The sequence below is a fragment of the Pseudomonas kielensis genome, assembly GCF_030505375.1.
Lineage (GTDB): Bacteria > Pseudomonadota > Gammaproteobacteria > Pseudomonadales > Pseudomonadaceae > Aquipseudomonas > Aquipseudomonas kielensis.
Genome location: NZ_CP130043.1, coordinates 2084471 through 2097708, shown reverse-complemented (window position 1 = coordinate 2097708; position 13238 = coordinate 2084471). Strand labels below are relative to the sequence as shown.

Here is a 13238-nt window from a genome sequence, read left to right as displayed (position 1 = left end):
ATGTCTCCTTTTCTGACATCCGCGGCCCCCGATACATTCCAAAAATTTTCCCTCGGCTGCAAATCAATCGTGCAGAACGCACGACCCAGGCGTGGTGCATCGTGCAGGATGCGTTCAGTCTGGTTTTTCAGTTGTATATAAGTCTTTGATTTAATTGAGTTTATTGCCGTAGGAAAAGATGGCATGCAGTCTGCAATGTACTGAATAGCCCCGGGCGTTCAAGCAGATTCGCCCTAAACCAACAATAACCACCAGTGTGGGAGGAGTTTCAGGATGAATCGCCAACGTGCCGCCCAATTGCGTCTTTCGCCACTGTATGTCCAGCAAGGGCTGTTCACCGTCCTTGCGCTGGTGATCACCTTGATCGGCGGCCAGCAATTCATGCTCTGGCAGCACAGCCAGCAGCCCGATGCTGCGCTGACGCCGACTCAACATTTCACCCAGACCCATTTCAGCGCCGTCAGCAGCCAGACGGCTGATGCGGCCCCCATGCGCATGATGGACGTTGACCAGGCTCAGCCTGAGGTCGACATGCCCCGTCAGGAGCGTTGGGTGTTCTAGGCAATAGACCTGGTGCCGGCTCCATGCATCGGGAACAGCTGCACCTCTAATCGAAGCGTAAGGAGAGTCATCATGTTGAGCTGGGCAATCACATTCTTGATCATTGCCATTGTCGCTGCCGTACTGGGCTTCGGTGGTATCGCGGGCACCGCCACGGGTATCGCCAAGATTCTCTTTGTCGTGTTCCTGGTGATGTTTGTCGTTTCCTTCTTCTTCGGCCGTCGTGGTCGAGGCTGACACTGAGCGGTTGCGTGAAGGCACTGGCGCCGCCCCACTGCGGGTGGCAAGGCCAGGGCTCGTTGAATGAGCACCTGAATTGAAAACCGAAAGAGCCGGATGACGTCTCTTTCCTTTACGCCCACCCGAGGAAGGTGTGCGTATGACCAAGGGGCCGGGACGTTCTGATTGTTGCAGGATCGGAGTGACCTACGGGTACAGGGAGTGCCTGCGAAAGGGCCGGGTCAGGCAAAGCAGCGTCGCCCGTTCCCCCAGTCGATCTTGACTGGGGGAACGGGCGGCGCGTTTATGTGGGTAAAACATTGAGTTAGAGCACTTGAGCTATTCTGCTTGGGTCACAGACAACAATCCTTTCTGACAAACCATTTCCCGGTGTTTCCTGGCGACCGTATATCGAGAAATTTGCGATTATTTTCTGATCATTTTTCGACGCATCGAGTAGGGAAAATCGCTAATTTTTGTACGTAATTGACTGGTCAATTAATAACCAGTCTGCTCTGCGATGGCCGGTTCACGGCACTTATGCCTGCCGAAATGTCGCATTCGAACCGGTTGGGACGGTCGTTTTACTTAAAAAAACTCATGCCGATTCGGCATAGGGTAGGCGTTTACGGCATTAGACGTGGTCCCGTTGCATCGGAATAGTTGCGCCTTTTTTCGCCTGCCAGAGAGCCGAAATACGCGCTCCGGGTAACCTTATACGGGGGCAGGTGCACACGCTTTTACGCCATTGGGTGTTCCAGTTCGTGCATCTGTCCGAGTCAAACGCAAGTAAGGGTAATGATATGAAGAAGGCAAAGCTTAGCCTCGCCTGGCAGATCCTCATCGGTCTGGTCCTGGGTATAGCAATCGGCGCACTGCTCAACCACTTCAGTGCTGAAAAAGCCTGGTGGATCAGCAACGTCCTGCAACCAGCGGGCGATATCTTTATCCGTCTGATCAAGATGATCGTGATCCCGATCGTGATCTCCTCGCTGATCGTCGGCATTGCTGGCGTGGGTGACGCGAAGAAACTCGGGCGCATTGGTCTGAAGACCATCATCTACTTCGAAATTGTCACCACCATCGCCATTCTGGTGGGTCTGGTGCTGGCCAACCTGTTCCACCCGGGCTCCGGCATCGACATGAGCACCCTGGGCACTGTGGATATTTCCAAGTACCAGGCGACGGCGGCCGAGGTTCAGCATGAACATGCGTTCATCGAGACCATCCTCAACCTGATTCCATCGAACATCTTTGCTGCCATGGCGCGTGGCGAGATGCTGCCGATCATCTTCTTCTCGGTGCTGTTCGGTCTCGGCTTGTCGAGCCTGCAGTCTGACCTGCGCGAACCGCTGGTGAAGATGTTCCAGGGCGTATCGGAAAGCATGTTCAAGGTCACTCACATGATCATGAACTACGCGCCGATCGGTGTGTTTGCCCTGATCGCGGTGACCGTGGCCAACTTCGGCTTCGCTTCCCTGCTGCCGCTGGCCAAACTGGTGATCCTGGTTTACTTCGCCATCGCCTTCTTCGCCTTCGTGGTGCTGGGCATCATCGCTCGTCTGTTCGGTTTCTCGGTGATCAAGCTGATGCGCATCTTCAAGGATGAGCTGGTGCTGGCCTACTCCACCGCGAGCTCGGAAACCGTGCTGCCGCGCGTGATCGAGAAGATGGAAGCCTACGGCGCGCCGAAAGCCATTTGCAGCTTTGTGGTACCGACCGGCTACTCGTTCAACCTCGACGGTTCGACCCTGTACCAGAGCATCGCGGCGATATTCATTGCCCAGCTGTACGGTATCGACCTGTCGATCAGCCAGCAGCTGCTGCTGGTCCTGACCCTGATGGTCACCTCCAAAGGTATCGCCGGCGTGCCGGGCGTGTCCTTCGTGGTGCTGCTGGCCACCTTGGGCAGCGTGGGTATTCCGCTGGAAGGCCTGGCGTTCATTGCCGGTGTCGACCGCATCATGGACATGGCCCGTACCGCACTGAACGTGATCGGCAACGCCCTGGCCGTACTGGTCATCGCGCGTTGGGAAGGCATGTACGACGATGCCAAGGGCCAGCGCTACTGGAACTCCCTGCCGCACTGGCGCAGCAAGGACAAGCTGCCGGCGGGTCAGGCGTCCAAGAACTGACACCCGGCACTGTGGGAGTGGGCCCGCCCGCTCCCACCGTGCTCGATAGCAGGCAAAGACAAACCCCGGAGAAATCCGGGGTTTGTCGTTTCTGCCCACGCCGCTATCATTCGCCGCATCTTCTGGGGGATTTGACTGATGCTCAACGGCCTGTGGCTTGGCTTTTTCATCGTGGCGGCCATTTCGGCACTGGCGCAGTGGCTGATTGGCGGCAATGCCGGGATCTTCGCGGCGATGGTGGAAAGCATTTTCGCCATGGCCAAGCTGTCGGTCGAGGTGATGGTGCTGCTGTTCGGCACCCTGACCCTGTGGCTGGGCTTTTTGCGGATCGCTGAAAAGGCCGGGATCGTCGAGTGGCTGGCCAAGGCCCTGGGCCCTTTATTCCTGCGCCTGATGCCGGAAGTGCCAGCGGGCCATCCGGCCATCGGTCTGATCACCCTCAACTTCGCTGCCAACGGCCTGGGCCTGGACAACGCGGCGACACCGATCGGCCTCAAGGCGATGAAGGCGCTGCAAGAGCTCAACCCCAGTGCAACGGTGGCGAGCAATGCGCAGATCCTGTTCCTGGTCCTGAATGCCTCGTCGTTGACGTTGCTGCCGGTGACGATCTTCATGTATCGCGCCCAGCAAGGCGCGCCGGATCCGACCCTGGTGTTCTTGCCGATCCTGCTGGCCACCAGTTGTTCGACGCTGGTCGGGCTGCTGTCGGTGGCATTCATGCAGCGCCTGCGCCTGTGGGACCCGGTGGTGCTTGCCTACCTGATTCCCGGTGCGTTGGTCCTGGGTGGCTTCATGGCCCTGCTGGCGACGCTCTCAGCCACCGCGCTGGCAGGCTTGTCCTCGATCCTCGGCAACCTGACGCTGTTCGGCCTGATCATGCTGTTTCTGGTGATTGGCGCGCTGCGCAAGGTCAAGGTGTATGAAGCATTCGTCGAAGGCGCCAAGGAAGGCTTCGACGTGGCCAAGAACCTGTTGCCCTACTTGGTGGCGATGCTGTGTGCGGTAGGCGTATTGCGGGCTTCCGGGGCGCTGGACTTCGGCCTCGACGGCATTCGCCATCTGGTGGAGTGGGCGGGCTGGGACACGCGCTTCGTCGACGCCCTGCCGACTGCGATGGTCAAGCCGTTCTCGGGCAGTGCCGCGCGGGCGATGCTGATCGAAACCATGCAGACGTCGGGTGTGGACAGTTTTCCAGCGCTGGTGGCCGCGACCGTTCAGGGCAGTACCGAAACCACCTTCTATGTGTTGGCGGTGTACTTCGGTGCAGTGGGTATCCAGCGTGCGCGACACGCCGTGGGGTGCGCACTGTTGGCGGAGCTGGCCGGGGTGCTGGCGGCAATCGGGGTCTGCTACTGGTTCTTTGGCTGAACCCAAACGCCGCTGCATAGTGTCCTGTAGCCGTTGGCGAAGGCTGCGCTGGGCTGCGCAGCGACCTCTGCATTACCCAGCCGAATGAACGTCCTGCGGCCGTTGACGCAGCCTCGCGGACTCGACAGCTGCTACAAGGATGATGCGTCGGGTTTGGGGGCATGCTTTTGCCCCTGCTCCACCGTCCAGGCAACCACTTGCCGGGTCAGCGTATCGCCGGCCTGGCCAAACCCCGTCACCACGCCTGGCACCTTGACGTCACTCACCGGCTGGCGCACTTCAAAGCGTTTGCTGGCGAGGATCCGTTGGTCGCTGCCGCGCACCAGCAGGGCATCCAGGCGGATCACCACCTGCACGCCACTGCCCAGGTACTCACTCTGGAACGCCTGCAGGTTGCCGCCCAGCTCCAGGTCAGTCTGCAGATTGCTGTCGTCGATGCTCAGCAGGCGTACCCGGCCATCCTCGGTAAAGCCATCGAGCAGGCGGTTGCGCAGCAGGATCGGGGTGGGGTCGCTCCAGCGCGAGGCCTTGTAGCTGCTGATCAGGTCACCTTGGGGGATCACCGCGATTTTCGCGCTGTTGAGCGCATCGCCCGCCTGCGGTTTGGCCAGGCGCAGCGACCACGCTACCGGGGTGGCGCGTGTCGTGGCGGCCGGGCCCTGGGTGGCGGGCAGGCGATACACGTCCTGCGGCTCGGCCTTGGGCAGAATGGAGCAGGCGCTGGCCAGGGCCAGGCTCGCCAGCAGGGCCCCGTGGGCGAATGGGCGGTAGACGCGCTTCATGGTGTGAACTCCTTGTCCGTGTCGCTGCCGAGCAGGTAACCGCTGGGGTTGGACTCCAGGCGACGAGAGATGGCCCGCAGCGAGCTCAGGGTGTCGCGCAATTCGCGCACGGCCGGCGCCAGGCCGTTGAGCCCCTGCATGCCGTTGCTCAGGGCGTCCTGATTGCTGGTCAGCAGTGTGTTGATGGTTGCCGTGCTCTGCTCCAGGGACTTCATCGCCTGCTCGGCGCTGCCGAACATCTGCTTGCCCTGGTCGTTGAGCAGGCCGTTGGCATTGCGCATCAGCGCGGTGGTCTGTTCCAGGGTGGCGGTGGCCTGTTTGCCAATGGCCGAGAGTTGCTGCATGGCCTGGCGGATATCCCCGCGCTGCTCGGCAATGGCCCCGGTGGTCTGCTCCAGGTTGGCCAGGGTCTTGCCCAGGCGCTCGACGTTTTCCGGCGAGAGCATCTCGTTGGCGTTGTACAGCAGGCGGTTGATGCTGCTCATCACGTCGTCGCTGTTGTTCAGCAGGCGCGCGATGGGCGATGGCGAGGCGACAATGATCGGCAACTTGCCGTCCTTGCCCCGCAGTTCAGGACTTTTCGGGGTACCGCCACTAAGCTGGATGATCGAGGTGCCGGTGATGCCGGTCAGGGCCAGCTTGGCCTGGGTGTCTTCCTTGATCGGGGTCTCGCCGCCCAGGCGGATGCGTGCCAGGACCCGGCGCGGGTCCTTGGGGTCCAGGCGCAGGCTCACCACATCGCCGACCTTGATCCCGCTGTACTGCACCGCGCTGCCTTTGGACAGGCCGCTGACGGCCTCGTTGAAGACCACTTCATAGTCCTTGAACTCGCTGTCGACGCTGGATTTGGCCAGCCACAGACCGAACAGCAAGGCACCGGCCACTACCAGGACAGTGAACAGGCCGATCAATACATGATGGGCTCGGGTTTCCATGTCATACCTCGTTGAGCTGTGAAGCGGCGCTGAGCGCCGCGCGGCCGCGTGGGCCATGAAAGTATTGGTGAATCCAGGCGTCGTCGGTTTCCGAGACGACATCGATGGCGTCCGCCACCAGCACCTTCTTCTGCGCCAGCACCGCCACCCGGTCGGTGATGGTGTAGAGCGTGTCGAGATCGTGGGTGACCAGGAACACACTCAGCCCCAGCGCATCACGCAGGGTCAGGATCAATTGATCGAAGGCGGCCGCGCCAATGGGGTCGAGGCCGGCGGTCGGTTCATCGAGAAACAGGATGTCCGGGTCCAGCGCCAGCGCCCGGGCCAGGGCCGCGCGCTTGATCATGCCGCCGGACAGCGAGGCCGGGTATTTGTCGGCGGCTGACAGCGGCAACCCGGCCAGCGCCAGCTTGACCGCGGCCAGGTGCTCGGCATCCGCGCGGCTCAGCCCGGCATGTTCGATCAGCGGCAGCGCGACGTTTTCGGTCACGGTCAGCGACGAAAACAGCGCGCCTTTCTGGAACAGCACGCCGAAGCGCCGTTCCACCCTCGAACGTTCGTCTTCCGAGAGGCTCGGCAGGTTTTTGCCGAACACCGTGACATTACCTTCGCTGGGCTGACGCAGGCCAATGATGCTGCGCAGCAGCACCGATTTACCGCTGCCGGAGCCGCCTACCACGGCGAGGATCTCGCCCTTGTACAAGTCCAGGTCGAGGTTTTCATGCACGCTCTGGCTGCCGAAACGATTGCACAGCCCACGGACTTCAATCACCGCCTCGGTCGGCGCACGGGGTAAGCGACTCACCAGCCCATCTCCATAAAGAACAGTGCGGCGACCGCATCCAGGACGATCACCACAAAAATCGATTGCACCACGCTGGAGGTGGTGTGGGCGCCGACGGACTCGGCACTGCCGCTGACCTTGAAGCCTTCCAGGCAGCCGACGGCGGCGATCAGGAAGGCGAAGATCGGCGCCTTGACCATGCCCACCAGGAAGTGTTGGACGCCGATATCCGACTGCAGCAGCGAGAGGAACATCGCTGGCGAGATATCCAGCGTGAGGGCACAGACCACGCCGCCGCCGACAATCCCCGAGAGCATCGCCAGGAACGTCAGCATTGGCAGGGCCACCAGCAACGCCAGGACCCGTGGCACCACCAGCAGCTCGACCGGGTCCAGGCCCAGGGTGCGGATGGCGTCGATTTCTTCGTTGGCCTTCATCGAGCCGATTTGGGCGGTAAAGGCACTGGCGGTGCGACCCGCCATGAGGATCGCGGTCAGCAGCACGCCGAACTCACGCAGGAAGGAGAACGCCACCAAGTCCACGGTAAAGATACTCGCACCAAAACTGGCGAGCACCGTGGCGCCGAGGAAGGCCACGACCGCGCCCACCAGGAAGGTCAGCAGCGCGACGATCGGAGCGGCATCGAGCCCGGTCTGCTCGATGTGCGCGACCATGGGCGTGATCCGCCAGCGGGAGGGGCGAAACAGGCTGCGGGCGATGGTTTCCAGGATCAGGCCGACGAACCCCAGCAGTTTCAGGGAATCCTGCCAGACGGTGTCCACGGCTCGGCCAATACGGGTCAGCAATTGAATGCCGACGTTGACCTCGGGTTGCTTTACCGGGACACAGAAGTCGGCCATCGAGTTGTAGACCGTGTGCAGCAGCGCGCGGTCGGCGGCGGACAGGCTGCAGTCGGGATGCTCGGCGGTTTTGCCGAGGCGCTCGGCCCCCAGCAGCTCGACCAGCAAGGAGGCACCGGCGGTGTCGAGCGCGCCCAGGCCATTGAGGTCAATGGTGGCGCGGTCGTCGTACTGGCCCTTGAGGGTTTCGCTCAACTGCTTGAGGTTGGCGTAGTGGGCAAGCGTCCAGTCGCCCGTGACCCTGAGCTGCGCAGGGCTGTGGGAAGTATCGAGCTGGGCAGTGCCGGTTGTCGTATCGCTCATAAGCTCCTTGCTTGTTCGGCTGCGACGCAGTGCTACCTAATAGCACGATCCTTGTTACTTTGCCTGGTTCGGCGCCGGGTTGTCTTGACCTGTGTCGGTGACCACGAAGCGCAGCACACCAATCACCTGGCCGTCTTCGGTCAGCACCCGGACCTGCCATTTGCCGACCGGGTTGCCAGGGAAGTTCTGCTTGTGGGTCCAGGCCCGGTAGCCTTCCTTGCGCCCACCGTGGATATCCAGGGCAATACGGTCAACTTCCTTGCCGTTGAATTTCCACACGTGATAGATCCGCTCGTCCAGGCCACGCGGGGCGTTGATGGCGGTGTAGGCGTACAGGCCGTCGCTCCGTAACTGGGCGACGCTGACCTGCTCCAGGCTGGCGCCCGGGGTGCGGTCCTGCAGCTGGGTGCTGATCGCCACCTCGGTCATCCACAACGTGGCGGGCGGTACCCAGGAGCGCAGGAACCAGCCGGTGGCACCGATCGCCACGGTGATGCACAGCACGCTCAGGCCACCGCGCACGGTACGAATCGGAAAGATCGACGCCAGGCTCGGGAAGGACAGCAGCATGGCGATGCCCAGCGCCAGCTTGAAACTCTGCGAGGTGGTCAGGTGCAGGATGATCGGCAGCGCGGTCAGCAGGGCGGCAAACAGCGTCAGGGTGTGCATCGCCAGGAACAGCCAGCGGCGCGGAGCCAGCCATTTGTAATAGAGCGGATCAGTGATGGAAATCAGTGCGGCGGCGCCGAGCAGTCCGGTAAACGCCAACTGCCCGCTGTTCCAGGTGGTGGTGATGAAAAAGAACGGCAGGACGAAAAACAGGCTTTCCTGGTGGATCATCTGGGTCGCGTAGCGCAGCAGCGGCTGCGGGATCTCGCGCTTGAACACCTTGGTGAACAACTGCGTCAGGCTGTTTTCCAGCATCAGCCAGACCCAGCTGACCAGCATGATGATCGCGATCCAGGTGGCCAGGCCTTGTTGCCGATCCACCAGAATGAAGCTGCCGACCCCCGAGATGAAACCGCCGAGCGCGATGACCCCGGGGTAGCGCTTCATCAGCTCGAGGATGCGCTGGACGTAAAGGGTCAGGTTCGGCATGTTGGCGGTTCACACTATTCGTAGGAAAAACCGACCTAGGATACCAGCGCCGAGAGACATCCGGTCGCGGTGCACACCTTCAGGTTCGGCGATGAAAACGCCAGCCCAGTGCGCCGAGCACCAGCAACGCCACTATCCCACCCAGCAACCAGGCCAGTTGATCATAGCTGAGCAGCGGTTTTTCGATTCGCACGTACCCCGGCTGTTCAAGCAGTTGTCGCAGGGCCAGGTTCGCCTGTTTGAGCGTCACGGCACGCAAGCGTTTGACCGGGTCGGCAAATTGTCCGTCTTCAAAGTCGCCCAGGGCGCTCCAGTAATAGTCGGCCAGTGCGCTATTGCCCTGCACCGCCCAGGCCTGGCGGGCGATGGCGGCCTGTTTGAGGCGCGCGAACGTGACGGGGTCGAGGCCATTGTGCAGCAGGTCGGCCTTGAGCTGCGCCAGTACCTGCTGCGCCTGGGCCAGGTCATCGCGCTCCAGGTCGGCGTTCAGGCTCATGAAGCCGATTCCGCCAAACACTTCGCGTTCCGCTGCAGGGCCGTAGGACAGGCTGTGGGCCAGGCGCAACTGGCGGTAAAGCGCCCAGTCGAGGTAGTCCTTGAGCAGGTCGTAGGTTTCGTCGTATTGGGCGTCGAGGATCGGCTCGGGGAACAGCCAGTGCAGCTTGGCGGCATCGCCGACCCAGCCGTGAATCAGCTCCCGCTGGGCCTGGGCCGGGCTCTGCACCTGTGCCAGGGCCGGGTGCGCCGTGGGTTCGACCGGCTTCAGATGACCGTAGGTGCGTTCCAGGTAGGCTGGCAGCAGGCGATCGAGGTCGCCGACGATAATCAGTGTCATGTTGTTGGGGGCGTACCACTCCTGGCGCACCTGCTCCAGCTGTTCGCGGGTCAGCGAGTGGACTTCGGAGCGCTCCTGGCACTTGAGCCCCAGTTCCACGGCCAACTGGTTGCTGGCGGTATGGCCCAGGTCCTGGCGGTCGAGCCAGCGCTGCAAGTGGGAGTAGTGGCCGCCGTCTTCACGTTCGACCACCTGTTTGGCGGCATTGATCGCGTTGTCGTCGATGCGGGTTTCGGTCAGCAGCGCCAGGAGCAGGTCGAGGACTTTGCGCTGGTTCTTCGCCGGAGCCTCGATGACAAAGGTGGTGTCGGCGTTGCTGGTAAAGGCATTCCATTCCCCGCCGAGGCCTTGCATGCGTTCCTCCAGCCCTCCTTCGCCGCCGGCATCGATGCCGCTGAACAGCACATGCTCCAGCAGGTGTGGCAGTTCCTTGTCGGCGCAGGAAAAGTCGTCGATGCCCACGCCGACGACCAGGCGGATTGCCACATGCCCGCGTTCAGTGCTGGGCTTGAGCAGGATCTGCAGGCCGTTTTGCAGCACATAGCCCTCGACTTGCAGGCGGTCCAGGGCCCAGGTGCAGGTGGAGCCCAGCAGCAGGCACGCAAACAACAGACAACGCATAACAACCTTCCTGGCGGGTAAATGCGGGGAGCGGGGTTTTCCCTCAAGCTTTGCAAATGACTGCTGGCAACGCTAGACGTTCAGGGAGAATGGGTGATGTCAGCCATATCGTCGACCGCCAGGGCGCCGGTCTCGGAGGTCTCCAGCACTACATAGGCGCTGCTGCAGAATAGCGAGTTCAAGCGTTTCATGTCGGCGATCAGTTCCAGGTGCAGGGAACTGGTCTCGATGCTCTGGACGATCTTGCGTTGTAGGCGGCTGACGTGGGCGTGGGCCAGGCGCCTTTCCTGGGCGCGGAAGCGACGTTTCTCACGCAGCAATTGCCGGGCGCTTTCCTTGTCGGCGCTGAGGAACACCGACAGCCCCAGGCGCAGGTTGGCGATCAACTGCTGGTGCAACCCGGTGAGCTCTTCCAGGCCCACATCGGAAAAGGAGCGGCGCTGCGAAGTCTTTTGCTGCTGGACTTTGCGCAGCATGCGCTCGATCAGGTCCGAGGCCAGTTTCAGGTTGATCGCCAGTTCGATGATTTCTGCCCAGCGCCGGCTGTCCTGGTCGCTCAGGTCTTCGCGGGGCATCTGCGCCAGGTAGAGTTTGATGGCGCTGTAGAGAGCCTCGACGTCATCGCTCAGGCTGCGCATTTGCTGGGGCACTGCGGTCTGTTTGCCTCGCAGCACGTCGAGCATGGCTTCGAGCATGTTCTCGATCAGGTCGCCCATGCGCAGGGTTTCCCGCGCGGCATTGGCCAGGGCCAGGCTGGGGGTGGCCAGGGCGGCGAGGTCCAGGTGCCTGGCCTTGGCCTGGCCGTTGGTTTCCGGGCGTTCTGGCAGCAGCCACGCACACAGCCGCGCCATGGGGCCAACGCTGGGCAGCAGCACCAGGCAGCGCGCTGTGTTGTAGAGCAGGTGGAAGCCAATCACCAGGCCTTGGGGGCTGTAATCGAGGCTGTCCATCCAGTGCACCAGGGGATCGAGTACCGGAATGATCAGCAGCAGCCCGATCAACTTATACAGCAGGCTGCCCAGCGCCACTTGCCGGCCGGCGGCGTTCTGCATGCTGGTGCTGAGGAAGGCCAGTACCCCGCTGCCGATGTTGGCGCCAATCACCAGGCCAATGGCCACGGGCAAGCTGATGACCCCGGCCCCGGCGAGGGTCGCGGTGAGCAGGACGGCGGCCAGGCTGGAGTAGGAAATCATCGCGAACAGTGCGCCGATCAAGGCGTCGAGCAGGATGTCGCCCGTCAGGGAGGCAAACAGCACCTTGACGCCCTGGGCATGGGTGATGGGCGCAGCCGCTTCGACGATCAGTTGCAGCGCCAGGATGATCAGCCCCAGGCCTATGCCGACCCGGCCCATCTGGCCGACGCGGGTCTGCTTGCGCGAGAGGAACAGGATTACCCCGAGGAAAATCAGCAGCGGCGACAGCCAGGACAGGTCCAGGGTCAGGACGCGGGCCATCAGCGCGGTACCGACATCGGCGCCGAGCATGGTCGCCAGCGCCGGGGTCAGGGCCATCAGGCCCTGGCCGACAAAGGAGGTCACCAGCATTGCGGTGGCGTTACTGCTCTGGACCATGGCGGTGACCAGGATCCCGGCAATAAAGGCTAGCCAGCGCTTGGACATGTTGCGGCCAATGACATGGCGCAGGTTGGAACCGTAGACCCGCAGGATGCCGGTTCGGACGATGTGCGTGCCCCAGATCAGCAAGGCCACGGCAGACAATAAATTGAGCAGGGTCAGCATGACAGGCCCCCTGGTGGAATAGCGCCCCAAAGGGGCAAGTGAGCAGTACCGCGCGATTTCTACATTCTGTACTTAAGCTGTAGTTGGCTAACGGCCGTGGCGCCAGCATCGCATGCCTAAAGCGTCAAATGAAACAAAACTGTCATGAAAACAGCTTCATGCGGACGTAAAAAAGGGGACTTGCGAGAGCCCCCTTCTTCCTGCATCCGGTTCAGGTTACTGGCCCGGGATGTCCTTGCGCAGCTTGACCGGGTCTTGCTGTTTCTTCTTTTTCGCCATCGCGGTGCGCAACTTGATGTTGACCGCTTCCACCGCCAGCGAGAATGCCATGGCGAAGTAGACGTAGCCTTTTGGCACATGCACTTCGAAGGCTTCGGCGATCAGTACGGTACCGACCACCAGCAGGAACGACAGCGCCAGCATTTTCAGCGACGGGTGCTTGTCGATGAACGCGCTGATGGTGCCGGCAGCCAGCATCATCACCAGGACGGCAACGATAATCGCGGCGACCATGACCGGCACGTGGGAGACCATGCCCACGGCAGTAATGACCGAGTCCAGGGAGAACACGATGTCGATGATCGCGATCTGGATGATGGTGTAGAGGAAGTTGCCGCCCTTGCCCGTAGGCTCGTCGGAGGTTTCGTCTTCACCTTCCAGTGCGTGGTACATCTCCTGGGAGCTTTTCCACAGCAGGAACAGGCCACCGAAGAACAGGATCAGGTCGCGTCCGGAAATGCCCTGGCCGAAGACCACGAACAGGTCGGCGGTCAGGCGCATGACCCAGGTGATCGACAGCAGCAACAGGATCCGGGTGATCATGGCCAGGGCCAGACCGAAGATCCGGGTGCGCGCCTGCATGTGCTTGGGCATGCGGCTGACCAGAATCGAAATCATGATGATGTTGTCGATGCCCAGGACGATTTCCAGGGCCGTCAGTGTCAAGAAGGCAACCCAGATCTCTGGGTTGGTCAGCCATTCCATGTGTATTCCTTTGA

12 protein-coding genes are annotated in these 13238 nt (G+C 61.7%); 4 read left to right on the top strand and 8 right to left on the bottom strand.

Going from position 1 to position 13238, the window contains the following annotated elements; genetic code table 11:
* Positions 1 to 273: 273 nt before the first annotated feature.
* From Q1W70_RS09630 to Q1W70_RS09615, 4 genes are all read left to right on the top strand, one after another.
* A complete protein-coding gene (locus Q1W70_RS09630) occupies positions 274 to 561 on the top strand; it encodes a hypothetical protein (protein WP_166588965.1) in 288 nt (95 codons plus the stop codon).
* A 72-nt stretch (positions 562 to 633) separates the two neighbouring features.
* On the top strand, positions 634 to 798 hold the full coding sequence (locus Q1W70_RS09625; RefSeq protein WP_002555679.1) for a DUF1328 domain-containing protein: 165 nt from the start codon (positions 634 to 636) through the stop codon (positions 796 to 798).
* A 785-nt stretch (positions 799 to 1583) separates the two neighbouring features.
* The gene (gene gltP / locus Q1W70_RS09620; protein ID WP_166588966.1) at positions 1584 to 2915 is read left to right on the top strand and encodes a glutamate/aspartate:proton symporter GltP; all 1332 of its coding nucleotides are present in this window, start codon (positions 1584 to 1586) and stop codon (positions 2913 to 2915) included.
* A 138-nt stretch (positions 2916 to 3053) separates the two neighbouring features.
* The gene (locus tag Q1W70_RS09615; protein WP_166588967.1) at positions 3054 to 4283 is read left to right on the top strand and encodes a nucleoside recognition domain-containing protein; all 1230 of its coding nucleotides are present in this window, start codon (positions 3054 to 3056) and stop codon (positions 4281 to 4283) included.
* A 131-nt stretch (positions 4284 to 4414) separates the two neighbouring features.
* Here Q1W70_RS09615 and Q1W70_RS09610 read toward each other — a convergent pair whose 3' ends face one another.
* From Q1W70_RS09610 to Q1W70_RS09575, 8 genes are all read right to left on the bottom strand, one after another.
* On the bottom strand, positions 4415 to 5065 hold the full coding sequence (locus Q1W70_RS09610; RefSeq protein ID WP_166588968.1) for an ABC-type transport auxiliary lipoprotein family protein: 651 nt from the start codon (positions 5063 to 5065) through the stop codon (positions 4415 to 4417).
* Positions 5062 to 6000: an MlaD family protein gene (locus tag Q1W70_RS09605; protein WP_166588969.1), complete on the bottom strand. Its 939-nt coding sequence runs from the start codon at positions 5998 to 6000 to the stop codon at positions 5062 to 5064. Before Q1W70_RS09605 ends, Q1W70_RS09610 begins: the two co-directional genes overlap by 4 nt.
* Position 6001: 1 nt before the next feature.
* On the bottom strand, positions 6002 to 6805 hold the full coding sequence (locus Q1W70_RS09600) for an ABC transporter ATP-binding protein (RefSeq protein WP_166588970.1): 804 nt from the start codon (positions 6803 to 6805) through the stop codon (positions 6002 to 6004).
* On the bottom strand, positions 6802 to 7947 hold the full coding sequence (locus Q1W70_RS09595) for an ABC transporter permease (RefSeq protein ID WP_166588971.1): 1146 nt from the start codon (positions 7945 to 7947) through the stop codon (positions 6802 to 6804). The genes Q1W70_RS09600 and Q1W70_RS09595 overlap by 4 nt, the downstream gene beginning before the upstream one ends.
* Positions 7948 to 8001: 54 nt before the next feature.
* The gene (locus tag Q1W70_RS09590; RefSeq protein WP_166588972.1) at positions 8002 to 9045 is read right to left on the bottom strand and encodes a DUF5924 family protein; all 1044 of its coding nucleotides are present in this window, start codon (positions 9043 to 9045) and stop codon (positions 8002 to 8004) included.
* A 79-nt stretch (positions 9046 to 9124) separates the two neighbouring features.
* Positions 9125 to 10501 carry a M16 family metallopeptidase gene (locus tag Q1W70_RS09585; protein ID WP_166588973.1) on the bottom strand — a complete coding sequence of 459 codons (1377 nt, stop codon included), beginning with the start codon at positions 10499 to 10501 and terminating at the stop codon, positions 9125 to 9127.
* A gap of 80 nt (positions 10502 to 10581) precedes the next feature.
* Positions 10582 to 12240, bottom strand: coding sequence for a Na/Pi cotransporter family protein (locus Q1W70_RS09580; RefSeq protein WP_166588974.1), 1659 nt, complete (start codon positions 12238 to 12240; stop codon positions 10582 to 10584).
* 216 nt (positions 12241 to 12456) lie between these two features.
* Positions 12457 to 13224 carry a TerC family protein gene (locus Q1W70_RS09575; RefSeq protein WP_166588975.1) on the bottom strand — a complete coding sequence of 256 codons (768 nt, stop codon included), beginning with the start codon at positions 13222 to 13224 and terminating at the stop codon, positions 12457 to 12459.
* Positions 13225 to 13238: the final 14 nt, after the last annotated feature.